General features: G+C 54.2%; 21 protein-coding genes and 4 pseudogenes. 22 read left to right on the forward strand and 3 right to left on the reverse strand.

What is annotated here, in order from left to right:
• Positions 1-27 precede the first annotated feature (27 nt).
• A complete protein-coding gene (locus B8P98_RS11020) occupies positions 28-510 on the reverse strand; it encodes a cold-shock protein (RefSeq protein ID WP_002910657.1) in 483 nt (160 codons plus the stop codon).
• 190 nt (positions 511-700) lie between these two features.
• On the opposite strand from B8P98_RS11020, the gene B8P98_RS11025 reads away from it, so the two are divergent.
• Positions 701-1,399 (forward strand): RluA family pseudouridine synthase, encoded by a 699-nt coding sequence (locus tag B8P98_RS11025; RefSeq protein WP_095032993.1) that lies wholly within the window; start codon positions 701-703, stop codon positions 1,397-1,399.
• Positions 1,400-1,423: 24 nt separating this feature from the next.
• Here B8P98_RS11025 and B8P98_RS11030 read toward each other — a convergent pair whose 3' ends face one another.
• Positions 1,424-1,963, reverse strand: coding sequence for a DUF2058 domain-containing protein (locus B8P98_RS11030; protein WP_012967804.1), 540 nt, complete (start codon positions 1,961-1,963; stop codon positions 1,424-1,426).
• 367 nt (positions 1,964-2,330) lie between these two features.
• Here B8P98_RS11030 and dgoR point away from each other — a divergent pair, with 367 nt between their 5' ends.
• The 6 genes from dgoR to B8P98_RS11060 all read left to right on the forward strand — a co-directional run bounded on the left by dgoR (position 2,331) and on the right by B8P98_RS11060 (position 7,993).
• Complete coding sequence (dgoR, locus tag B8P98_RS11035) at positions 2,331-3,020, forward strand: D-galactonate utilization transcriptional regulator DgoR (protein ID WP_012541311.1); 690 nt, start codon at positions 2,331-2,333, stop codon at positions 3,018-3,020.
• Complete coding sequence (locus B8P98_RS11040; RefSeq protein ID WP_095032994.1) at positions 3,017-3,934, forward strand: 2-dehydro-3-deoxygalactonokinase; 918 nt, start codon at positions 3,017-3,019, stop codon at positions 3,932-3,934. The genes dgoR and B8P98_RS11040 overlap by 4 nt, the downstream gene beginning before the upstream one ends.
• Positions 3,879-4,496 (forward strand): 2-dehydro-3-deoxy-6-phosphogalactonate aldolase, encoded by a 618-nt coding sequence (locus B8P98_RS11045; protein ID WP_095032995.1) that lies wholly within the window; start codon positions 3,879-3,881, stop codon positions 4,494-4,496. The genes B8P98_RS11040 and B8P98_RS11045 overlap by 56 nt, the downstream gene beginning before the upstream one ends.
• Complete coding sequence (gene dgoD, locus B8P98_RS11050) at positions 4,493-5,641, forward strand: galactonate dehydratase (RefSeq protein ID WP_095032996.1); 1,149 nt, start codon at positions 4,493-4,495, stop codon at positions 5,639-5,641. The genes B8P98_RS11045 and dgoD overlap by 4 nt, the downstream gene beginning before the upstream one ends.
• 94 nt (positions 5,642-5,735) lie before the next feature.
• Positions 5,736-7,049, forward strand: a complete 1,314-nt coding sequence (locus tag B8P98_RS11055; RefSeq protein ID WP_095032997.1) for an MFS transporter — start codon at positions 5,736-5,738, stop codon at positions 7,047-7,049.
• The gene (locus tag B8P98_RS11060) at positions 7,046-7,993 is read left to right on the forward strand and encodes a 2-hydroxyacid dehydrogenase (protein ID WP_095032998.1); all 948 of its coding nucleotides are present in this window, start codon (positions 7,046-7,048) and stop codon (positions 7,991-7,993) included. The genes B8P98_RS11055 and B8P98_RS11060 overlap by 4 nt, the downstream gene beginning before the upstream one ends.
• Before the next feature lie 57 nt (positions 7,994-8,050).
• Here the strand turns inward: B8P98_RS11060 and B8P98_RS11065 are convergent, their stop codons facing one another.
• A complete protein-coding gene (locus tag B8P98_RS11065) occupies positions 8,051-8,380 on the reverse strand; it encodes a gamma-glutamylcyclotransferase family protein (protein WP_012541317.1) in 330 nt (109 codons plus the stop codon).
• Between the two features lie 655 nt (positions 8,381-9,035).
• Between B8P98_RS11065 and tssK the strand changes: the two genes are divergently transcribed.
• The 15 genes and pseudogenes from tssK to B8P98_RS11120 all read left to right on the forward strand — a co-directional run bounded on the left by tssK (position 9,036) and on the right by B8P98_RS11120 (position 22,497).
• Entirely contained in the window at positions 9,036-10,376 is a 1,341-nt protein-coding gene (gene tssK, locus B8P98_RS11070) for a type VI secretion system baseplate subunit TssK (RefSeq protein WP_095032999.1), read from the forward strand.
• Positions 10,373-11,026: a type VI secretion system protein TssL, short form gene (gene tssL / locus B8P98_RS11075; RefSeq protein ID WP_095033000.1), complete on the forward strand. Its 654-nt coding sequence runs from the start codon at positions 10,373-10,375 to the stop codon at positions 11,024-11,026. The genes tssK and tssL overlap by 4 nt, the downstream gene beginning before the upstream one ends.
• A gap of 3 nt (positions 11,027-11,029) precedes the next feature.
• The gene (locus B8P98_RS11080) at positions 11,030-12,727 is read left to right on the forward strand and encodes an OmpA family protein (RefSeq protein ID WP_095033001.1); all 1,698 of its coding nucleotides are present in this window, start codon (positions 11,030-11,032) and stop codon (positions 12,725-12,727) included.
• 183 nt (positions 12,728-12,910) lie between these two features.
• A pseudogene (locus B8P98_RS30830) lies at positions 12,911-13,035 on the forward strand (hypothetical protein).
• A gap of 150 nt (positions 13,036-13,185) precedes the next feature.
• Complete coding sequence (locus B8P98_RS11085) at positions 13,186-15,672, forward strand: DUF2345 domain-containing protein (protein WP_025711972.1); 2,487 nt, start codon at positions 13,186-13,188, stop codon at positions 15,670-15,672.
• 921 nt (positions 15,673-16,593) lie between these two features.
• Positions 16,594-17,623 (forward strand): annotated as a pseudogene (locus B8P98_RS11090) (hypothetical protein).
• 251 nt (positions 17,624-17,874) lie between these two features.
• Positions 17,875-17,952 (forward strand): annotated as a pseudogene (locus B8P98_RS31600) (hypothetical protein); the annotation flags it as partial.
• Positions 17,953-17,973: 21 nt separating this feature from the next.
• Entirely contained in the window at positions 17,974-18,864 is an 891-nt protein-coding gene (locus B8P98_RS11095) for a formylglycine-generating enzyme family protein (RefSeq protein WP_060619418.1), read from the forward strand.
• Positions 18,865-19,039: 175 nt separating this feature from the next.
• Positions 19,040-19,933 carry a formylglycine-generating enzyme family protein gene (locus B8P98_RS11100; RefSeq protein ID WP_025711977.1) on the forward strand — a complete coding sequence of 298 codons (894 nt, stop codon included), beginning with the start codon at positions 19,040-19,042 and terminating at the stop codon, positions 19,931-19,933.
• Positions 19,934-19,978: 45 nt separating this feature from the next.
• Positions 19,979-20,095, forward strand: a complete 117-nt coding sequence (locus B8P98_RS30840) for a hypothetical protein (protein ID WP_004217423.1) — start codon at positions 19,979-19,981, stop codon at positions 20,093-20,095.
• A 21-nt stretch (positions 20,096-20,116) separates the two neighbouring features.
• Entirely contained in the window at positions 20,117-21,010 is an 894-nt protein-coding gene (locus B8P98_RS11105; RefSeq protein WP_095033002.1) for a formylglycine-generating enzyme family protein, read from the forward strand.
• A gap of 162 nt (positions 21,011-21,172) precedes the next feature.
• A complete protein-coding gene (locus tag B8P98_RS31605; RefSeq protein ID WP_230362607.1) occupies positions 21,173-21,487 on the forward strand; it encodes a DUF6392 family protein in 315 nt (104 codons plus the stop codon).
• Positions 21,484-21,665 (forward strand): annotated as a pseudogene (locus tag B8P98_RS31805) (DUF6392 family protein). The gene B8P98_RS31605 and the pseudogene B8P98_RS31805 overlap by 4 nt, the downstream one beginning before the upstream one ends.
• Before the next feature lie 10 nt (positions 21,666-21,675).
• Positions 21,676-21,933, forward strand: a complete 258-nt coding sequence (locus tag B8P98_RS31810) for a DUF6392 family protein (protein WP_004227463.1) — start codon at positions 21,676-21,678, stop codon at positions 21,931-21,933.
• A gap of 297 nt (positions 21,934-22,230) precedes the next feature.
• On the forward strand, positions 22,231-22,497 hold the full coding sequence (locus B8P98_RS11120; protein ID WP_002910497.1) for a PAAR domain-containing protein: 267 nt from the start codon (positions 22,231-22,233) through the stop codon (positions 22,495-22,497).
• Positions 22,498-22,500: the final 3 nt, after the last annotated feature.

Consider the following 22,500-nt stretch of genomic DNA (forward strand, 5'->3'; position numbering starts at 1 on the left):
GGCGCGCGGGAAACCGCGCGCCAGGGCTTACACCTTAAGCAGTTTTACCGTGGCATCGATATCGATTTCGTCTTCCGAAAAGATCAGGGTTGTCCCCTGAAAGGTGGTGATCGCCAGCTTTTTCACCGAGCGCATCTCTCCCGGCTGCACCGTGGCTTTTGGCCGGATGCTGTTCATCAGCAGCCCGACCGACAGCACGGCGTTTTCTTTATCGACGCGGGTCTCGACCGGCTCTTCTTCCCGGTACACCACATAGGATTTGATGGAGGTCAGCTTCAACCGCTCGCCGGCAATATAGATATATTTGCTTTCCGGAATGACCTTCACCGCGTAGGCCGACAGCCCTTTATTGTTGGTGGTAGGTTCGAAAGTCACCGCCGCGTCTTTCTTGATAAGATCAGGATTGGCGACCTTAATCACGTGAAAATAACGATTTTCGCCGTTTTCATCTTTGATAAATCCAAAACCTTTATCTTTAAACCACGTTGTGATTGTTCCGTTCATCGCCATTACCGTATTACTCGTTGGTTAACACAAATTTTGCAGCGCGCAGTGTAAAGCACATTGCCTGTACAGGCCATGCCTTTGCGATAAGTGTGGGTGATAAATGACGCCGCCGCGAGGGCGGATTGTGCGCTAGCATCGTGCCGCTGGGCAAAATGGGGTACTATCGCCAGCCACTCCTTCTTCGGGCCGCCTGATGTCCACCATTATCGATACCTTTGTCGCGCCGCCGTGTCGCGAACAGATCACCCTCTTGTATCAGGACGAACACCTGCTGCTGATCAATAAGCCCGCCGGGCTGCTGAGCCTGTCGGGCAAAGATCCGCGCAACCTCGACTCCGTGCATCATCGGCTGGTACAGCGCTTTCCGGGCTGCACCCTGGTGCACCGCCTGGACTTCGGCACCTCCGGCCTGATGGTGATCGCCCGCAACAAGGGCATTAACGCCTTGCTGTGCCAGCAGTTCAGCCAGCGCACGGTGGACAAGGTCTATACGGCGCTGTTGTGCGGCCATCTGGCGGAAGATGAGGGGATAGTGGAGGCGGCAATCGCCAAAGATCCGGCCCGTTTCCCGCGCATGGCGCTCTGCGCCCGCCACGGCAAACCGGCGCGTTCGCGCTATCGGGTCATAGACCGCCTGTATCAGGCGCGAGAAGGCGAGAGGGCGCTGGCGTTAACCCGGGTGACGCTCACCCCGGAGACCGGACGGACCCATCAGCTGCGTATTCACTGCCAGCTGCTGGGCTATCCAATCCTTGGCTGCGATCTGTACGGTGGCCGGGAGCTGCCCGGCACGGAATGCGCTTCGCGGCTGATGCTGCACGCCAGCGAACTGCGCTTTGTCCACCCCGTCAGCCATGAGCCGATGCATATCCAGCAGGCGAGTCCGTTCTGATCGCCTGCGGCTGGAAAACCGGGGTTACCACATCAGATCGTCGGGCACCTTAAAGTCGGCATACGGATCGTCTTCATCCTGCTCATCCTGACTCAGGGCGCTGTGCAACACGATGCTGCTGGCGTCGCGCTGGGCGATTTTCTCGGCCACCACCGCCGGAATAATCGCGTATTCACCTTCGGGCTTGTTATCCACCGCCAGGCGGGCAATCGCCAGACGGCCGTTAATCAGCTGGGTCTGGGTGGTCTTGTCGACCATGATTTTTTTGATCAGATTATTATCGGTGAAGTTAAAGCCGATATCGCCCCGGGCGACCGTAATGCGGTTCATCTCGATCAGCTGCTTCACCTGGGCTTTATACTCTTTCGCCAGCACCGCCTGCTTTTGCTGCTCGCTGAGCTGCTTATCGCGCTCCAGCTGGGCTTTTTTATTTTCTTCCACCGCTTCCCGGGCCTCACGGGCCTGAACGCGGGATTTTTTCGCCGTCCTCTGGACTTTAGCCATTTTTTTGCTGCTGACCAGGCCGGCTTTGAGCATCTGCTCTTGTAAAGTGAGTTTTGTCATCTGCGTGTCTGAAACTGAGGAAACATCTGGCAAGTATACCTGCATTGGCAGAAACGACGCCAGACTACCAACCGCTCGTAACCCGATTAGCCTGACAAGCCCCTGGCGAAGCCAGGTTAACCCAGCCTCGCAGGCACAACTTTCCCGTCCCCGGCGAAGGATCTTCGCCCCTACTTTTTGCATGCCGACGATCCTTTTTTGTTATGAGTTGTCTTTTTTGTGATCTAGATTGTAGTACAATTTCTATTAATAGTACTACCATGTGTCGCAAGCAAGGATGAACAGGTTCACGTTTGTACTACCAGACCGGGTGGAAATGCGCTGAACGGAGTAAAGTAACCGGGCATAACCCCGTTAAGGACACGCTATGAACCTGACTAAAACCGATCGGCTGATGGTGACCCTGGGCCGCCAGATTGTGAGCGGCAAATATCTTCCCGGCGCGGCGCTGCCGGCGGAGGCTGAGCTGTGCGAGGAGTTTGCCACCTCCCGCAACATCATCCGCGAAGTCTTTCGCTCGCTGGAGGCGAAGCGCTTGATTGAGATGAAACGCTATCGCGGCGCCTTCGTCGCGCCGCGCAGCCAGTGGAATTTCCTCGACAGCGACGTATTGCAATGGGCGCTGGAACAGGATGAAGACCCGGGGCTCATCGCGGCAATGAGCGAAGTGCGTAATCTGGTGGAGCCGGCGATCGCCCGCTGGGCGGCAGAGCGGGCCACCTCCAGCGATCTGGCGCAGATTGAGGCGGCGCTGAATGACATGATCGCCAACAACCAGCAGCGCGATGCCTTTAATGAAGCCGACATTCGCTATCACGAAGCGGTGCTGGCGTCAGTGCATAACCCGGTGCTGCAGCAGCTCAGCGTGGCGATTAGCTCGCTGCAGCGCGCGATATTTGAACGGACCTGGATGGGGGATGAGGCCAACATGCCGCAAACGCTCCAGGAACATAAAGCGCTGTTCGATGCGATTCGCCATCAGGACAGCAACGCGGCAGAGCAGGCGGCGCTCACCATGATCGCCAGCTCGACACGAAGACTGAAGGAAATCACATGACATCTCGCTACATCGCTGTTGACTGGGGATCGACCAATTTTCGCGCCTGGCTGTTTGAGGGCGAACGCTGCCTCGACAGCCGGCAGTCGGCGGCGGGGATCGCCCGTCTGAACGGTCAATCGCCGGCAGCGGTGTTAGCGACACAGATCAATGGCTGGCGCGAGGGGCGTACCCCGGTGGTGATGGCGGGAATGGTAGGCAGCAACGTGGGCTGGAAGAACGCGCCCTATTTACCGCTTCCCGCCGATTTCACGGCCATTGGCGACCAGTTGACCGCCGTAGATGAAGGGATCTGGATTGTCCCCGGGCTTTGCACTTCCCGCGAGGACCACCACAACGTCATGCGCGGCGAAGAGACACAGCTCCTCGGCGCACGCCTGCTGGCCCCTGCGGCGGTGTATGTCATGCCCGGCACCCATTGCAAATGGGTCAAAACCGACGGCCGGCGGATTGAAGACTTTCGCACGGTGATGACCGGCGAACTGCACCATCTGCTGCTGACGCACTCCCTGATCGGTGCGGGATTACCTGAGCAGCAGGCTGCGCCGGCGGCGTTTCACGCCGGGCTGGCGCGCGGCCTGGCCGCACCCGCGGTGTTGCCACAGCTTTTTGAAACCCGCGCCGCGCACGTGCTGGGGGCGCTGGCCCGGGAGCAGGTGAGCGAGTATCTATCCGGCCTGTTAATTGGCGCGGAGGTGGCCAGCATGCGCGCCTTCATTGCCGACGAACAGGCTATCGCGATCGTTGCCGGTCCGTCCCTCATCGCGCGCTATCAGCAGGCTTTTCAGCTGCTGGGGCGCCAGGTGACGACAGTGTCGGGCGACGATGCCTTTCTGGCTGGTATAAGGAGCATCGCACATGCAGTGGCAAACCTCACTTCCGCTGATCGCTATTCTGCGCGGCATCACCCCTGACGAGGCGCTGGCGCACGTCGGCGCGGCGATCGCCGCCGGGTTCGACACCGTGGAGATCCCGCTCAATTCACCACAATGGCAACAGAGCATCCCGGCCGTGGTCGAGGCCTACGGCGCGCAGGCGCTGATTGGCGCCGGAACGGTGCTGCAGGAAGCGCAGGTCGATCGGCTGGCGCAACTGGGGGGGCGGCTGGTGGTGACCCCCAATGTGCAGCCGGCGGTGATCCGCCGGGCCGTCGGGCACGGGATGACCGTCTGCGCCGGCTGCGCGACGGCAAGCGAGGCGTTTACCGCGCTGGAGGCCGGGGCGCAGGCGCTGAAGATTTTTCCCTCTTCGGCGTTTGGCCCCGACTACATCAGGGCGCTGAAAGCGGTTTTGCCCGCGTCGGTGCCGGTATTTGCCGTCGGCGGCGTCACGCCGGAAAACCTGGCGCAATGGATCGAGGCCGGTTGTGCGGGCGCGGGGCTGGGCAGCGATCTCTATCGCGCCGGTCAGCCGGTAGCGCGGACCGCAGAGCAGGCCGCCGCATTTGTTAGGGCGTATCAAGAGGCTGTGAAATGAAAATAACCAAACTGACCACCTGGCGTTTACCCCCGCGCTGGATGTTCCTCAAGATTGAAACCGACGAGGGGATAGTCGGCTGGGGCGAGCCGATCGTTGAAGGCCGGGCGCGTACCGTGGAGGCGGCGGTACATGAGCTGGGGGACTATCTGATTGGCCAGGATCCGGCGCGGATCAACGATCTGTGGCAGGTTATGTACCGCGCCGGCTTTTATCGCGGCGGGCCGATCCTGATGAGCGCGATCGCCGGTATTGACCAGGCGCTGTGGGACATTAAAGGGAAGGCGTTGAATGCGCCGGTCTGGCAACTGCTGGGCGGCCTGGTGCGCGATAAAATCAAAGCCTACAGCTGGGTGGGAGGGGACAGACCTGCTGAGGTCATTGCCGGGATTAAGACGCTGCGCGGGATGGGGTTTGATACCTTCAAACTCAACGGCTGTCAGGAAATGGGGATGATTGACAGTTCGCGCACGGTGGATGCGGCGGTGAACACGGTGGCGCAGATCCGCGAAGCATTTGGCAACGACATCGAATTTGGCCTCGATTTCCATGGCCGCGTCAGCGCGCCGATGGCGAAACTGCTGATTAAAGAGCTGGAACCCTATCGGCCGCTGTTTATCGAAGAGCCGGTGCTGGCCGAGCAGGCGGAGTACTACCCGCGGCTGGCGGCGCAAACCGCGATCCCGCTGGCCGCCGGCGAGCGTATGTTCTCGCGCTTTGAGTTCAAGCGGGTGCTGGAGGCCGGCGGCCTGGCTATTCTGCAGCCCGATCTCTCTCACGCCGGCGGCATCACCGAGTGCTTCAAAATTGCCGGTATGGCGGAAGCGGCGGACGTGTCGCTGGCTCCGCACTGCCCGTTAGGCCCCATCGCGCTGGCCGCCTGTCTGCACGTGGACTTTGTTTCCTACAACGCTGTCTTCCAGGAGCAGAGCATGGGGATCCACTATAACCAGGGCGCCGAGTTACTCGACTTTGTGAAAAACAAAGCCGATTTCAATATGGAGGGGGGGTACTTTACGCCATTAATGAAGCCGGGGCTGGGGGTCGACATCGACGAAGAGAAAGTGATCGAGATGAGCCGACGCGCTCCTGACTGGCGGAACCCCGTCTGGCGCCTTGCCGATGGCGTGGTCGCCGAGTGGTAGTCCCCGGTTAATACCTGCTGCGATTCTTAATATCAATCTTTGCCTGGTGCGGGCGGTCTTCCCCTGCCCGAGGCAAAGTCATGGGGTTATTATTATGAGCATTGAACTCTGTACTTCTACATTAAAAAAGCTAAACAGCAAAATCATCCCCTTTATTATTATCTGCTATTTTGTCGCGAATCTTGATAAAACCAATATTTCCATTGCCGCGCTGCAAATGAACGCCGATCTGGGATTAACGGCCAGCATGTACGGCCTTGGGGTCGGGATGTTTTATATTTCCTATATTATTTTCGAAATTCCCAGCAACCTGATCATGACCCGGGTGGGGGCGCGGATCTGGATCGCCAGAATAATGATCACCTGGGGAATGGTGAGCGCCGGCATGGCGTTCGTCCAGACGCCGACCCAGCTCTATATTATGCGTTTTTTACTCGGTATGGCGGAGGCGGGATTCACCCCAGGGATTATTTACTATATCTCCTGCTGGTTTCCGAAGAGCAACCGGGCGCGGGCGATGTCGTTCTTTTATATGGGATCGGTACTGGCGTCGATCATCGGGCTGCCCGTCTCGGGGCTGATTTTAAATATGCATGGCATTGCCGATGTCGCCGGCTGGCGCTGGCTGTTCGCCATTGAAGGCGTTCCCGCCATCGTGCTGGGGGCGCTGGTGCTCTGGCTGCTGCCTTCCAGCCCGCAAAAGGCGGCCTGGCTCTCTGAGGCGGAGAAAGGCTGGCTGACGGCGCAGATTGCCGCTGATAACCGCGGCGCGGTAGTTAATCAACACGCCTCCTGGTTCAGTGCGCTGAAAAATAAAGTGGTACTCCTGCTGAGTCTGGTCTGGTTTCTGCAGGCGTTCGGCTCCATCGGCATCACGCTTTTCTTACCGCTGATCCTCAAAAGTATGGCCAGCGAGCAGAGCAATGTGGTTATTAGTCTGCTGTCCGCGGTGCCGTTTATTTTCGCCTGCCTGTTTATGTACCTCAATGGCCGTCATTCGGATGTGACCGGCGAGCGGGCGTGGCATATGGGGCTGCCGCTGATTCTGGCCGGTCTCTCGCTGGCGGTCGCTATCTATGCCGGCAACCTGCTGGTTGCCTACCTGCTGCTGGTGCTCACCGTGGGCTTTAATTTCGCGCTAACGCCGGTGTTCTGGGCGGTGACCACCGAGAAGCTGGCGGGCGTGGCGGCCGCAGCCTCCATTGCATTTATCAACACCATCGCCAATTTTGTCGGCTTAGGCTTGCCGCCGCTGCTCGGGAAGATTAAGGACCTGACCAACAGCTATCACTCCGGACTGCTGATCGTCGCTGTGGCGCTGGCCCTTGGCGGGATTATCGGCATCATCGTCTCCCGGAGCGGCCAGAAACCCTCCGCCTTCCACTCTCTGAAAGAAGATAAGCTATGAAACTGAACGTGTTAAAACAGGCCTCGCTCCCGGATGCCCTGACCGCGGAACTGGCGCGGCGCTATCACCTCGTGGAGCTGACAACTCTCACCGATGCCGACTTTTGCGCGCTGGCCGGCACCTTTACCGTGCTCATCACCAACGGCGAAGCCACCGTGACGCGAGAGCTGATCGCCAGCCTGCCCGCGCTGGAGCTGATTGCCGTCTTTGGCGTCGGCTATGACGGCGTGGATGTGCAGGCGGCCGCAGAGCACCAGGTGCGGGTCAGCCATACGCCGGGGGTGTTAACTGACGATGTGGCGGATCTGGCGCTGGGCCTGATGCTGGCGACCTCGCGGCAGATCGTCGCCGCCCACAAGTTTATCGAAGCGGGCGAGTGGGCGGCGGGCGGTTTTCCGTGGACGCAAAAAGTCTCCGGTTCGCGGGTTGGCATCGTGGGCATGGGGCGCATCGGCCAGGCCATCGCCCGGCGCTGCGAGGGGTTCGCCATGCAGATTGCTTATCATGACCGCAAGCGTCTCCCGGCGCTAAATTATGCCTGGCGGGAAGATCTGCTGACCCTGGCCGCGGAGAGTGATTTTCTGGTTATCTGCACGCCGGGAACGGCGGCAAACCAGGGGCTCATTAACCAGCCGGTGCTGGCGGCGCTGGGGGAGAAAGGGATCCTCATTAACATCTCGCGCGGCAGCGTGATTGATGAGCCCGCGCTGGTTGCCGCGCTGGAGAGCGGGATTATCGCCGGGGCGGGGCTGGATGTCTTCAGCCATGAACCGGCGGTGCCGGCCGGGCTGCTGCAGCGCAGTAATGTGGTCGTTACACCGCATATGGCCAGCGCCACCGGGAGCACCCGCGCGGCGATGGCGCAACTGGTGCTCGATAACGTCGCCTGCTGGGCTGAGAAGAAGGTGCTGGTGACTCCGGTGGCGGAAAGCCTGGCGGGCTGACCGCCAGGCCGCGAACGTACTGGGCTGCGGTACCGTGCAGGGCGTTCGCGGCGGGGATTACTCCCGGGGCTGGAGCTGATAAATCCAGGCACTGACCTGCTGCCCATCGTCGGTGGTCACCTCCACCGGCACCCGATCGTATCCCTCCTCAAAGTCGTCCAGCATGGGCCAGTGCGCCGCCAGCCGATCGGACAGGAACAGATAACCGTTGACCCGGGGGCCGTGAGCGTCGAGGACGATCCCCGGAAAATCGGCGGCTGCGCCCCAGCCGCGCGCGTAAAAGGTGCCGGTGACGTAGCCGGGACGCCACTCGCCCCCGATCGCCTCCAGAATGTGCGCATTGCTGCGACCGGGACAGAGCGTCCCATAGACAAATAGCGGTTTCATTTTTCCTCTCGCGTTCATCGTCTTGCCCGCATACAGCGGAGCGGAAACCCAAAATACGGGGGAATTCAGCGCCTGGCAATGGCCGGGTGGGGCGGGGTAACCGTGCGGGCATCGCTCTGTTGCCGGGATAAACTCAGGTCGTGGCAGAGGAACTGCGGTGGTATTTTTATTGTTGAGAATGAATTATATTTAAGATGAATATAAAAAGGCCGCCTGAGCGATAAGTACAATAATAAATATTCAATTAATAAATAATAAAAAGCCTGATTATAAAATATTTATTCTGAATGACTGAGGGCTGTGTAATAAAAATCGGCGAGTTTGATTTAAATATTATTTGCCCCTAACGTTGCCTGCTTCCGATCTTTCGCATTATGATAAACCTCCATTGAAAAATAACTGCAGCATCTGGTCCGGATACCCTCGCGGATAAGGCCTCATATTTCCTGCCCTGGTCATTGACAGGCAAACAATATTGTCGAACAAGGCGTAAAAGAAAAATAACGCAAATTGCGTTTTTGCGGTATATCGCCGGACATGACTGTGCGCCCGAACAAATGCAGGAAGTGAGAGCCAGTGCGGAGGGCGATTATTGTCCTGCGCGGCAGTCAGTCCGTTAGGGCAACAGATGAAAGCGAAAGGCACAGGAGGTGCAATGAAGATTTTCCGCCCATTATGGCGCGACGGGGCCTTTCTGGTCCCGCAGCAGTTTCAGCAGCAGGCTCGCTGGGATGCGCACGTCGCCGACACGGTCTCCCGCATGGCGCTCGCCCACCCGTGGGGGGTATTGCGTGCGGAGTTTGACGCCAGTGCGCTCACCCTTTCCCGGCTCAACGCCACCCGGCTGATCGTTCGTTTTGCCGACGGAACGCTGATTGACACCGAGCTGGCGGATACCCTACCGCCGGTCCGCGATGTATCGGACGTGATGCAGGACAGCGTGGAGGTTCTGCTCTCCCTGCCGCTGCTCAGCGCCAGCGGCGGCAATCTTGACGACGGCCAGGAGAGCGCCCGCCCGCGCCGCTGGCGCGCTGAGCAGGTGACTGTTCAGGAGCTCGCCGGCCATGAACGCAGCGAGCTGGCCGTTCTGCGTCACGCGCTGACGCTGCGTCTTTCCACCGAGGAAAATGCGGCCTTCCTTACCTGCCCGGTAGCGCGTCTGCTGCGCGATGCCCAGGGGCAGTGGATCGTTGACCCGGGATTCATCCCACCGCTGCTGTCGCTGGCGGCAAGCCCGACGCTGGTTAGCCAGCTGGGTGAGCTGTTACATCGCCTGCAGGCCCGGCGCAGACGCCTGATGGCCATGCGCCGTGAAAGCAATGCGCGGATGGCTGATTTTGCCGTGGCGGATGTCTCCTTGTTCTGGCTGCTTAATGCGCTGAACAGCGCCGAGCCGGTGCTCAGCGAACTGCATCAGGCTCCCTCGCGCCATCCGGAGTTGCTCTATCGCGAACTGGCCAGGCTGGCCGGCAGTCTGATGACCTTCTCCCTTGAACATCATCTGGAAGCTATCCCCCGCTACCGGCATGACTGGCCAGAACAGGTATTCCCGCCGCTGTTTGCTCTGCTGGACACGCTGCTTGAAGTCAGTCTGCCCTCGAGGGTGATCGCCATCGCTCTGGAGCAGGGCGCTGACCGGCAGATCTGGCGGGGCAGGCTACACGATGCGCGACTGCGCGAGGGAGCAGATTTTTATCTGTCGGTGCGCTCTTCACTGCCTCCTCACCAGCTGCAGAGCCGCTTTCCGCAGCTCTGCAAGGCGGGCAGTCACGACGATGTCGCCGAGGTCGTCAACATTGCGCTGAGCGGTATCGTAATTAAACCGCTGAGCCATGTGCCGGCGGCCATTCCGCTACGTCTGGAAAACCAATATTTCGCTCTGGATCTCTCCACCGATGCCGCCCGCGCGATGCTGGAGGCCGGGAATTGCACCTTCTATACCCCGGAATCGCTTGGCGACGTGAAACTTGAACTCTTTGCGGTACTGCGCTCATGAATATCTCTGAAAGCGATCTGATCAACAAAATCTTTTACCCGGGCTGGCTGATGGTCAGCCAGCTACGCTGCGGCCAGCCGGTGACCGATGGCGAGGCGCTCTATCGCCAGGCCTGTCGATGGGTGACCGAGGCGCGCGAGGCGCTGGCGGCGGCGGGAATCAGTGACGCCAGCGCTGAGCAGATGCTCTATGCCTACTGCGCGCTGCTCGATGAGAGCGTCCTCAACCGCGCCAGTCAGGATGATGGTTACCGCAGGTGGCGCAAGGATCCGCTGCAGGCGCGCTTTTTCAGCACCCTCAACGCCGGGGAAGAGCTCTGGGAACGGATCCGCCAGCTGCTGCGAGAGCCCGCGGCGGATACGGCAGTGCTGACCTGCTTCTTCCGTACTTTACAGCTGGGGTTTGTCGGACAGTACCGCGCCGAGGACGACGAACGACGTGAGGACGTGGCGCATGCGCTTGGCGCGCGGGTCCCGCCGTTCAGCATGACCCAGGAGACGCCGGTGGTGGTTCGTGCCTCCCGGCTGCGCAGCGGACGGCGGATGTACTGGTTCGGCTGGGCGGCTGGCATTGTAGCGCTGGCGGCGCTGTGGTTGACCTTCTCCTTCGTGCTGTCACAGATGGTGGCGCAGATAGCAGGGCAGGGATAAGAGATGCGTGATAACGCCCGTCGTCTGCTTACGATACTGACCGCCATCCTGGCCCTGTGGCTGGTGCTGGGCTTCTGGCCGCTGTCCAGCGGCAACCAGGTGATCTTTAGTCTGTGCATCCTGCTGGCGGGCGGCGCGGCGCTCTGGCGTCAGCGTCGCAGGGTAGTCAGCCATCAGCGACCGGAAATCGTCCTGCCGCCTGAGGATTTTCAGGGCGGAGTGGTTCTGGTCTGTGGGGATACCGATGGTCTGTTTCCCGGGCGTTCGGCGCACTGCGAAACCCGCCATGGCTGGTATCTTCGGGTGGACAGTGCGGAGCAGTTGCCGCTGCTGGCGCAGTACCTGACGGCGGCGCGTCCGGCGCTGGTATCGCAGGTTTCCGTGCTGCTGGCGGTGGTACCGGAGCGCCACTCCACCGGGGAGCAACTGGCGCAGTCGCTGTGCGACTGGCGGCGGAGTATCGTTCAGTGCCGAACCTGGCTGAACGGTCTGCCGCCGGTGTGGAGCGTGTTCTGGGTGACACCACCAGGCGGCCAGGCCGCGGAAAACCGCTGGTTTACCATCACGCCGGAGAGGCCTGGTCTCCAGGTACAGCAGAAGGGACAAGCGCCCCAGTCGGTTGCCGGGTGGCAGCGGGAGGGCAGCCCTGCCTCACGCCTGTATCAGATGCTGTGGCTGGAGAGCATTCTGACCTTGGCCGAAAACGCTCTTTTCCGGCCATTCCGCGCCCGGCAGGCGGAACTTCCTCCGCTGAAACTGTGTGCTGCGGGCATCTGCCTGACACCGGTGGCGCCGGTGGCGAATAACCTCTGGCAACAGCAAATCGCCGGGATCACCACGCTCTCTCCTGGCAACGCCGCGGCGCCAGGTCCTCACCCGCTGCCGGATCTTCTTCTGTCGTCACTGCCGCACCGCCACGGGGTCAGCCGCCGGATGCGCGATGCTGGTCTTGCCGCTGGCGTGGGCTTCCTCTTTCTGGCGCTGGCGATGCTGGCTTCCTTTATCAACAACCAGCGCCTGGTGCGCAGCGTCGGCGATCATCTGGCGGTGTACCACCGCCTCAGCGGCACGCCGCCGATGCCGAAGCTGCAGGCGCAGCAGCGTCTGCGTGCCGACAGCCGCCTGCTGGATGACTGGCTGCGCCGGGGAGAGCCGTTGCGTTACCGGCTGGGGCTGTATCAGGGGATGCGGCTGATCCCCTTCGTGGAAGCCGCTATCAATGACTGGGCGCCGCCCCCGCCGGTGCGTCCGGTCATTAAGCAGGTTATGCAGGGACCGCAGACGATCCGCCTCGATAGCATGGCGCTGTTCGATACCGGCAAATCGACACTGAAACCGGGTTCGACAAAGCTGCTGGTGAACTCGCTGCTGGGCATTAAGGCGAAACCCGGCTGGCTGATCGTGGTGGCAGGCCATACCGACAGCATCGGCAACGATAAATCCAATCAACAACTCTCTCTGAAGCGTGCCGAGGCGGTCCGCGACTGGATGCGCGATACCGGCGATGTGCCGGAGAGCTGTTTTGCGGTGCAGGGCTACGGCGCAAGTCGTCCTGTCGCCAGCAACGAGACGCCAGAGGGGCGGGCGCAAAATCGCCGGGTGGAGATCAGTCTGGTCCCGCAGAAGGACGCCTGTCTGACGCCGGGCACGGCTAATACGTCAGGAGCCGGGGCTGACGCATTAAAAAGCGAAACCGAGTAATCCGCGACCCCGATCGCGGAGGTTGAACAACAATCTGCCTGCCTGACCTTGTGCGCTCCGGGTCCCTGATAAACAGGAAACAGCGATGGGCGGTAGCGTGCCTGCAGCCAGTCAATCTTGTCGGCTAAGCGAAGCCTCTGCGGGGATGAAGCTCGGGAAAGGGGATGGATAAAGGAGATCATTATGGATAGCGCTAAGGACAGTGGCAGAGAAATGCTGGCGGCGATAAACGTTGAAGGCTCCGGTTTCTGGCTGCTTTTTTTATTTCTCAGTCAGTGAATATAAATATCCCTGGGGTTACCTTTTAGTTACGAAACTCCTGGTGGGGTATCTGATATATCGATATGCACATAAATATATTTATGATGAATGAGATGATTATCATTAAACAAAATTAAACAGGGCGTCCTGTGAATTGATTTTTGATAGTCATTACAGCGGAGTAAAACAGGAATATAATGGATACCTCTTCAATAATTACCGTCACCACCCTTAACCGTTACCAGCTGGGTATTCCTTCATGTACCGCATCGCTGGATGTGGAAGAATTCAGTGGGGCAGAAAAACTGAGTGAACTTTATTATTACACTATTACGTTTACCAGCGCAGAGAAAAATATTGATGCCGCACAGCTCCTGAGCAAACCCGCCATGCTGACGATGGGCGGCGGCGCACTGCAGCAGCTGGCGGACTGCAAACGCGTCCATGGTGTGATTACCACCTTCCAGCGCGTCAATCGTTCTGAAGATCAGTCGACCTATCAGATAACCCTCCAGCCGTTTCTCTCCCTGCTGGATAAACAGTTTCGCAGCCATCGTTTTTTCGTCAACAAATCGGTACCGGAGGTGGTGGAGCAGGTATTGCAGGAACATCACCTGCATGACTGGGAGTATGAGTTTAATCTCAAGCAACACTATCCACGGCGCGAGCAAATTAATCAGTATCAGGAGAGCGACCTGGCATTTATCCAGCGCCTGCTGGCAGAGGTGGGGATATTTTATTTCTTCACCCTGCAGGAAGAGGCGCAGAGCGAAGTGGTTCACTTCGCCGACGCGCAGCGGGCGCTGATGTTCGATAAAACACTTCCTGTAAACAGCCCGTCCGGGATGAGCGACAGCGGTACGGAATCGATATGGGGTCTGAGCATCACCCACAACGTCGTAGAGGCGAACGTCACTACCCGGGATTATAACCCCCGCGATGCGCAGAGCGTTCTCCAGTCGGCAACAGCGGATATGACCCGGGGAAATGGTGAAGGCATCACTTACGGTGAGGTATACCACTATAAGCTTCGCCACCGGGAGCGTGGCGATAAAATCGACCCGCAGACGGAGACCGCCAACTTCTATGCCCGCCTCGACCATGAGCGTTTTCTGGCTCACCAGACGCTTATTACCGCGATCAGTACTGCAGCCTGGCTGGCGCCGGCCCAGGTGCTGACCGTTACCGACAGCCTGCCGTCGACCCTGCCTGCGCCCGTACAGGATCCGCTGTTAATCATCGGCACCGGTTTTACCGCCAGCCGCCGGGAGGCGCTGCGGGTGTCCCTGCTGGCGGTGCCCTACAGCGAAACATTGTGCTGGCGTCCGCCGCTGCTGCCGCGCCCGAAGGTGACTGGCACCATGACGGCGCGGGTGACCAGCGCGAAAGCGAATGATATCTACGCCTGGCAGGATGCGTCCGGCCTGTACAGGGTGAAATTTGACCCTGACAGAGATGAGAAAGGGCAGGGTCAGGAAAGCATGCCGGTGCGTCTCGCCAAACCCTACGGCGGCGACGTGTACGGCTTTCACTTCCCGCTGATCCAGGGCACGGAGGTGGCGATTGCTTTCCACGAAGGCGATCCCGACCGGCCGTATATTGCGCATGCGCTGCATGACTCGCGGCATGTCGACCCTGTGACGGAGAAAAACAGCACCCGCAATGTGATTCGTACTCCGGCCAATAATAAGCTGCGAATGGAGGATAAGCGCGGCGAGGAGCATATCAAGCTCAGCACCGAGTACGGCGGCAAGACGCAGCTGAACCTGGGGCATAACGTGAATGCGCAGAGGGAGTTGCGGGGCGAGGGTGCGGAACTGCGTACGGATAAATGGGTGAGCATCCGGGGCGGTGCGGGGGTGTTTATCAGTGCGGATAAACAGCCTTCGGCAGGCGACAGGATGCTGGCAATGGAGGAGGCGATTGCGCAGCTTGAAAATGCCCTGGGTATTGCGAAAAGCCTGGCGTCGGCAGCGGAATCGGCTCAGGCCCTGCCATCGGATACCGGCAACCAGCAGACGCTGAACGATGCGCTGAAAGAGCTGGCGCAGCCGGGGATAGTGCTGAATGCGCCGCAGGGCGTGAGCATCAGCAGTCCGCAGGCGGTACGGTTGTCTTCGGGTAGCGCCAGCGTGGGGATTGTGTCACAGCAGAATACGGACATCAGTGCGCTGAAACGTTTTACGGTGGCGGCGGGAGAAGCCGTCAGCCTGCTGGCGCGAAAGGCGGGGATGAAGCTGTTTGCGGCGAAGGGAAAGATTGAAATCCAGGCGCAGGATGATGCGCTGGAGGCGACGGCGAAAAAGGATATCACCGTGACCAGCGTGGAAGGGCGAGTGGAAATCACGGCGGCGGAGGAACTGGTGGTGAACTGTGCGGGAGCGTATATCAGGCTAAGTGGTGGCAATATCGAGCTGGGCTGCCCTGGGAATATTCTGCTGAAATCGGCCAATGTGCAGAAAATGGGCGCAGCTGATTATGATGCAAACAAACCTGAGCTTCCCGTCGGTTTCAGTGAGTTTTTTACTGCAAAAGATGAAGAGTCCGGGGAGATTTTACCTTTTACCCGGTACAGGATAACAACCGGTGAAGGTAAAGTATTTGAAGGCAGGACCGATGCGGAAGGTAAAACTGTTGCAGTTTATACTGCCCTGCCTGATGCCCTGCATATAGAATTACTTTAAAGAATGAAGGAATAGCATATGGCTACCGGAGAAGAGAAAAGTAAAACATCGGTACAAGGGACGGGAACGGTTGTAAAAGGAAAATATGGCCCAGAATGTTATTTTCACCCAGGTAGCGCAACATTGCTTTTTCTGGAGGCTTCAGATACTAAAATTATCGAACAGGAGCATGATTTTCTGTCTGGCTTGCTTGAAACTCAGAAACAGGCGCAAAAAAATCTTGATGATATTAATTTTGAAGCAATCACTCAGGCAGGCAGAGTGCCAGCAAGAAAATTTGAAAGTGAAATCACTAAAGCCTATGAAGCCTTAAACAAAGCAAATCAGGCTTTGCGGAAAGAGCTTATGTCACTAACAGCGAATCCTCCGGAGGGGGAATTGCTTAATGATAAAATGAAAGATACTGCCATTGGTATAATGGAACTTATTCCGCTTAAAAATAACACAGTGAAAGGATTCAAGAAAACTTATGTGCGTTCCGATAAAATAAAACACCAGTGGCGAACATATAAGCTCAGCGAAGTTGATAAAGAAAGTGGTGAAGCCAGTTTCATAAAATATAAAAACAAAACTATTGTTTCTCAGGATGCGAATGGTAATCAGGTTAATAAAACCATACGTCAGGGAAAAATAGATACAGCAGAACTAAAAAAACAACTAAGTAACGTACCTGTTTCATTGAAATTCGATCTTGTTGACGATACGAATGTTATTGTCAGTCACTGGGCAGAGGAAATGAACAAATCTCTGACCTGGCCAAAGGGGGATGGTAAAGTCGATGAATCTGTTTATCACCAGTATGTTGATATCAGCGCGCAGGCTCAACTGATGCGCTACAGCCATGGAGCGGGTGCATCAGCGGAATATAATCCGTCAGAAAAAAAACTGGAGGGAAAAATTGAAGGTCATGCCAGTTTTGCACTGGGGGAGGCGAAGGCCGAAACGGCCCTGTACCTGCCGGACAGGTTAGGTGTCAGCCTTTTATTTCCGGCGAAAAAAGTGACTCCACAGACACCGGATGGTGTCTGTAATATGGGAGCGCTGCGTTTTGCCATGAAACTGGTATTGTCAGGTAGCGTAGGTGCCAGTGCTGCAATTGAATTAGGGGTGACAGCAGACTGGAGTGGAGAAATGGGAAAGGGCTATGGCATTAAAGGCCATCCTGCAACCCTGACTGCCCCACCGTTACCAGGACAGCAGCAGGTGAATTTAAAGACCTCAACAATACCTGAAGCACAGGGGGGAGGTGAAATTGGTATTTTTGTTGGTGCTCAGGCGGGAGGTAATATCAGTGGTGCCATTGAGTGGTTTGACCCGCATCCTGATGATACGCCAGTAGCTATAGGTGTTGAGAAAGATAACAAACCCATTGTCAATAAAGAGAAGAAGTTTGCCGCGATAGCCAAACTGGAAGCGGGGATGACGGTGCAGGCAGGCGCAGGGGGAAGTGGGGTTTTTTATATCACCTATATTCAGGGACGTTTTCGTATTTACTGTAAAGCGGCTTTATGTTGGGGAGTGGGAGCCAAAGGGGAAGTCGGTTTTGAAGTTGATGGCAGCAGCTTTGCGGCTTTTATGAAGAGCTTTCTTTATATGCTGAGAAATGTGGATTATCAGAAGCTTGAGCAGATGATGGCAGGAGATGCCTTCCGTTCTTTATGTGCAATTCCTATTATTATGGCGGCACAAGGGATACAGGCGGGTGAGGCCATGCTAAAGAATATGGGAATAATATTACGACGAATTGAAACCGATCTTGAAGATGAAAATAAGCGCGTTCATCTGATGAATAGTATTTTGTCAAACCCCGACCAGCTTAAATATACCCCTCCGGAAACAAAAGGGGCAGTGATTGCCACATTAATTGATCAGAACTGGGTGGACTGGCTTGATCCACGAAATCAGAATAATGATTTTTTTTCCGTTAACAGCTGGAAGCTCGGTCCTCTAAAGAGGCGAAAACAAGCGGTGTTTATGGCGCTGAAGTGGATACAAAGTCAGGCAGATTATAACAATGTCATGCAGCATTTGACGTTGTCGCCAGGGGAGAAGAAAGGTAATAAAGAATTGAATGAAAAAGATGTGATTAAGTTTTTAGTCATTGGAGAACGAAAATTGTTTTTCTATACCAATTATGGCGAAAAGCTCACCTTATTGCATAATAACCTTCCGGTTTCCGTTGGCCCGGATGAACCATTTAGACCTATTCCGGATATCCTGATGTCAGAATATCTTGCCATGATCGACGACCAGCATCCGACGGGTACAATGACTGCCTGATGCAATGGCTGAGGTGATAAGATGAGAAAATTAATCGTAGTTGCTTCCGTTGCTGCCGGTTTACTGACCGGGTGCGATCAGGGAAATACCACCGGGAGTGAAAAAGCAGCTAAAGCACTTGTGGATAAATCGGTCTCTAATATGGTCCCCGTTCAGGGTGGTGAGTTTTTAATGGGTGATTTTGGTCCATTAGTTGGTCAAAAATTACCTTTCAGCATACAACAGGATGATAAAACTTTACATAAGGTTATTTTAAGTGATTTTTCGATATCAAAATATAAAGTCACTAACGATGATTTTAATGTTTATTTGAAAGTAAAAGATAAAAAAAATCCACCTGTGGATATACTGGCAAAACGTCATCCTTCTCTGCTAAAGGGGGATTATCCTGCAGGTGTTATCTGGCAACAGGCAAAAGATTATTGTCAGTGGTTAGGTAAAAAATCCGGTAAAAAAATTGATTTGCCGACAGAGGCGCAATGGGAGTTTGCAGCAAGGTCCAGAGGTCAGTATCTTCCGTTTGCTACTAACAATGGTGAGTTTTCACCAGGAAAAAATGTCCCAAGCCAGGATGAACTGAATAAATACACTGACGGGATGGGGCTTCCCATTTATCCAGTAGGTAAATACCCATCAAATCCCTTAGGGCTGTATGATATGGGATTGAGTGGTTCAGAATGGACCAATGACTGGTATGCAGCAGATTATTACTCCAACTCTCCGGTAAAGAATCCTCAGGGACCAGAGCAAGGGACCGAGAAAGTGTTGCGTGGGAATGTTGGCGGCGACAGACAGTACGCATTGACTATGTTTAGACAATCTGCTTCACCACTCCCAGAAGAAGTTGATGGTGACTATGAAAAATATGGTGTTGGTCCGCAGTATGTATTTCGTTGTGTCGTTAATAAATAATGTGTGATGCCATCTCTTATTTTAACCGAGTCAGAATGCTCAACGAATATTCGGCTGAACCGGATAGGATATTTAATCTATCCCGGATTTCCTGATGTCAGAATATCTTGCCATGATTGATGAGCTGCACCCGACGGGGACAATGACTGCCTGATGCAAAGGCTTAGGTGATAAGATGAGAAAATTAATCGTAGTTGCTTCTGTTGCCGCCAGTTTACTGCTCGGGTGCGACCAGAAGAGTACTGACAAGCGTGAAACCTTGTCTGAAGCGCTTGTTGCTAAGTCGCTCTCTAACATGGTTCCCGTTCAGGGCGGCGAGTTTTTAATGGGGGATTTTGGCCCATTAGTCGGTGAAAAACTGCCTTTCAGCATAAACCAGGATGACAAGGTATTACATAAGGTTGTATTAAGCGATTTTTCAATATCAAAATACAAAGTCACCAATGATGATTATAATAAATATCTGCAGATAACAGGAGTAAAAAAACCACCCATTAATATTCTGCTAAAAGATTACCCATCATTGCAAAAAAGTGATTATTCTGTTGGCATCACCTGGCAACAGGCAAAAGACTATTGTCAGTGGTTAGGTAAGGAGTCTGGTAAAAAATTTGATTTACCAACAGAGGCGCAATGGGAATATGCAGCAAGATCCAGAGGGCAATACATTCCGTTTGCAACGAATAATGGTGAGTTCCTGCCCGGTAAAAACATCCCCAGCCAGGATGAGCTGAGTGAATATACTGATGGAGCAGGTATTCCTATTTATCCAGTGGGGAAATATCCCCCAAACCCCCTGGGTCTGTATGATATGGGACTTAGTGGCTCAGAATGGACCAATGACTGGTATGCGTCAGATTATTACTCTCATTCTCCGGTAAACGATCCTCAGGGACCCGTAAAGGGGACCGAAAAAGTCCTCCGCGGGAATGTTGGCGGTGACAGACAATACGCTTTAACCGTGTTCAGACAATCAGATTTGCCAGTTCCAAAGATCAATAAAGACGATGATTATGAAAAATATGGTGTTGGTCCGCAGTATGTTTTCCGTTGCGTCATCAATAAATAATGTCGTTTGGTGGTGACATATATCATTTTAACCGGAGCAACAACGTTGAATGAATGTTCCAATAAACCGGAGAGACTATTTAAACCTGTCCCTGATAGCCTGATGTCAGAATATCTTGCCATGATCGACGACCAGCACCCGACGGGGACAATGACTGCCTGATGCAAAGGCTTAGGTGATAAGATGAGAAAATTAATCGTAGTTGCTTCTGTTGCCGCCAGTTTACTGCTCGGGTGCGACCAGAAGAGTATTGGCAAGCGTGAAACCTTGTCTGAAGCGCTTGTTGCTAAGTCGCTTTCTAACATGGTTCCCGTTAAGGGCGGCGAGTTCTTAATGGGGGATTTTGGCCCATTAGTCGGTGAAAAACTGCCTTTCAGCATAAACCAGGATGATAAGGTATTACATAAGGTTGTGTTAAGTGATTTTTTACTATCAAAATATAAGGTTAGCAATAAGAATTATAGAGAGTATTCAAAACTTACTAATAAAAGAGCACTGCCGGTAGGTCCATTTATGAAAAATTATCCATCTTTATTATCCGATGATTATTCAGCAAATGTGACCTGGCAACAGGCAAAAGACTATTGTCAGTGGTTAGGTAAGGAGTCCGGTAAAAAAATTGATTTGCCGACAGAGGCGCAATGGGAGTATGCAGCAAGATCCAGAGGGCAGTATCTTCCGTTTGCTACCAACAATGGTGAGCTTTTACCCGGGGAAAATTTCCCGAACCAGGACGAACTGGATAGTTATACTGATAGTATTGGGCTTCCTTTTTATCCATTAGGGAAGTTCCCGCCAAACCCCTTAGGTCTGTATGATATGGGACTCAGTGGCTCTGAATGGACCAATGACTGGTATGCAGCAGATTATTACTCTCATTCTCCGGTAAACGATCCTCAGGGCCCTGCGCAGGGTACTAAAAAAGTCCTGCGCGGGAATGTTGGCGGCGACAGACAGTACGCTTTAACCATGTTCAGACAATCAGATCTGCCGGTGCCAAAGATTAGTAAAGACGATGACTATGAAAAATATGGTGTTGGTCCGCAGTATGTATTTCGTTGTGCCGTTAATAAATAATGTGTGATGCTATATCTTATTTTAAAAAATCGGTGGCGTTCAACATATAAGGTTTTTTTCTAATGGATGGTAAAATCATGTACAGTAGTGAAATTATTTCATCGTCATCAACGATGATTGTCAACGGAAAAGGTGGTGCTCATTAAAAATCTGAAAGAAGAAATGTTAAGGTTTGAAGATGAAGCCAAAACTGACTGGCTGTTTCCTAATCCTATGCCGTTTGGTCTGGAACGAGTTATGATTCACCAGTGGGTGCGGGCTTATCTAGGATTTCCGATGGTTTACGTTGAAGCAAAAATTGTTATGACTGCTTATAGGGGGGAAGAGATATATACCTTACCTATACCTCATCAAAATAGTTCTGTCGGATTTGCCTATAACAATGATTTATTTTCAGAAACCGTGACTTTTTATCCACTGGAGCGAGAAAAGGAGATTCATATTGCGCTTGATAAAAAGCGACTTGGTGGCAAATGAATATTGATATCGAACACTTGTGAAGCAATTAGGTAAACCTTATCAGGATATTTATGAACAAGGTTTAATTCCCTACAAAACAAAACCAACGATTACTGTTAGTGATGATATTTTCAGGCTGGATATGAGGCGAGAAAGAATATTTTCATCTTTTATAAATAACCAGAAAAAATCTTGAGGAAGTGACTTTGCGGTTAGAAGATGAAAATAAAACGGCTTGGTTATTTCCTAATCCGCTGCCTTTTAGTCTTGAACCAGTAATGACGCAGCGATGGATGCGCGAACGCTTTGGATTTCCCATAGGTTATGGCGAACGCAAAATGATAGGGAGCAATAGTCGTCATATTAGCGAGGTATACCCACTGTTGCCACCTAATCAGAAAATGTCTGTTTTATTTGCTTATAATTCTGATTATTTTGTTGTTAGTGTGTTTTTTATTGTATAGAGCATGCAATAGAAATTAAGGCGACTTTCACGAGTATAAGGTCGTCTGGCAATTGGCGTTCGAAGTGAAAAATTATTAATGTAGGGGATATCACCTGGGGGAAGAAGTATGTATTAAGTAAAGAGAGGTGTGCAGATATTCCAGATATTATTTTATGTTTATTATTCTTCCTTTGACAGGAGTCGCCGTTTTTTGTCTGTTATTAAATGTTATTGCCTCACTCTTTAGGTTGAAATAGATGCGATTGAGTATTCTAATTAATAATTACTGTATCGCTGATATATAAAAGGAAATTCAATGTCCAAAGGTTTTGTATTACTCGGCGATAAAACCACGCACGGCGGTGCTGTTATTTCCGCATCTTCCACCATGATTGTAAATGGAAAGCCCGTAGCGCTGGTGGGGGATAAAGTCAGCTGCCCGATTCCGGGACATGGCACTAATGCCATTATTGAGGGATCGCCGGAATGGTCTTCCGATGGTAAAGCCATCGTGGTCGATGGCTGCAAATGTCAGTGCGGTTGCCAGGTGATTTCCGGCGCGCCGGAATGCGCGATAGGATAAAAA

Origin of the sequence: Klebsiella quasivariicola, assembly GCF_002269255.1 — a bacterium.
Taxonomy (GTDB): domain Bacteria; phylum Pseudomonadota; class Gammaproteobacteria; order Enterobacterales; family Enterobacteriaceae; genus Klebsiella; species Klebsiella quasivariicola.

Bases quoted from the DNA above. Each gene is read 5' to 3' on its own strand.
- B8P98_RS11060 (WP_095032998.1), top strand. From the start codon at position 7,046: ATGAAACTGAACGTGTTAAAACAGGCCTCGCTCCCGGATGCCCTGACC.
- B8P98_RS11065 (WP_012541317.1), bottom strand. From the start codon at position 8,380: ATGAAACCGCTATTTGTCTATGGGACGCTCTGTCCCGGTCGCAGCAAT.
- B8P98_RS11030 (WP_012967804.1), bottom strand. From the start codon at position 1,963: ATGACAAAACTCACTTTACAAGAGCAGATGCTCAAAGCCGGCCTGGTC.
- B8P98_RS31605 (WP_230362607.1), top strand. From the start codon at position 21,173: ATGTTAAGGTTTGAAGATGAAGCCAAAACTGACTGGCTGTTTCCTAAT.
- B8P98_RS11120 (WP_002910497.1), top strand. From the start codon at position 22,231: ATGTCCAAAGGTTTTGTATTACTCGGCGATAAAACCACGCACGGCGGT.
- dgoR (WP_012541311.1), top strand. From the start codon at position 2,331: ATGAACCTGACTAAAACCGATCGGCTGATGGTGACCCTGGGCCGCCAG.
- tssL (WP_095033000.1), top strand. From the start codon at position 10,373: ATGAATATCTCTGAAAGCGATCTGATCAACAAAATCTTTTACCCGGGC.
- B8P98_RS11025 (WP_095032993.1), top strand. From the start codon at position 701: ATGTCCACCATTATCGATACCTTTGTCGCGCCGCCGTGTCGCGAACAG.
- tssK (WP_095032999.1), top strand. From the start codon at position 9,036: ATGAAGATTTTCCGCCCATTATGGCGCGACGGGGCCTTTCTGGTCCCG.
- B8P98_RS11085 (WP_025711972.1), top strand. From the start codon at position 13,186: ATGGATACCTCTTCAATAATTACCGTCACCACCCTTAACCGTTACCAG.
- B8P98_RS11045 (WP_095032995.1), top strand. From the start codon at position 3,879: ATGCAGTGGCAAACCTCACTTCCGCTGATCGCTATTCTGCGCGGCATC.
- B8P98_RS11040 (WP_095032994.1), top strand. From the start codon at position 3,017: ATGACATCTCGCTACATCGCTGTTGACTGGGGATCGACCAATTTTCGC.
- B8P98_RS11020 (WP_002910657.1), bottom strand. From the start codon at position 510: ATGGCGATGAACGGAACAATCACAACGTGGTTTAAAGATAAAGGTTTT.
- B8P98_RS11100 (WP_025711977.1), top strand. From the start codon at position 19,040: ATGAGAAAATTAATCGTAGTTGCTTCTGTTGCCGCCAGTTTACTGCTC.
- B8P98_RS11055 (WP_095032997.1), top strand. From the start codon at position 5,736: ATGAGCATTGAACTCTGTACTTCTACATTAAAAAAGCTAAACAGCAAA.
- B8P98_RS11105 (WP_095033002.1), top strand. From the start codon at position 20,117: ATGAGAAAATTAATCGTAGTTGCTTCTGTTGCCGCCAGTTTACTGCTC.
- dgoD (WP_095032996.1), top strand. From the start codon at position 4,493: ATGAAAATAACCAAACTGACCACCTGGCGTTTACCCCCGCGCTGGATG.
- B8P98_RS11080 (WP_095033001.1), top strand. From the start codon at position 11,030: ATGCGTGATAACGCCCGTCGTCTGCTTACGATACTGACCGCCATCCTG.
- B8P98_RS11095 (WP_060619418.1), top strand. From the start codon at position 17,974: ATGAGAAAATTAATCGTAGTTGCTTCCGTTGCTGCCGGTTTACTGACC.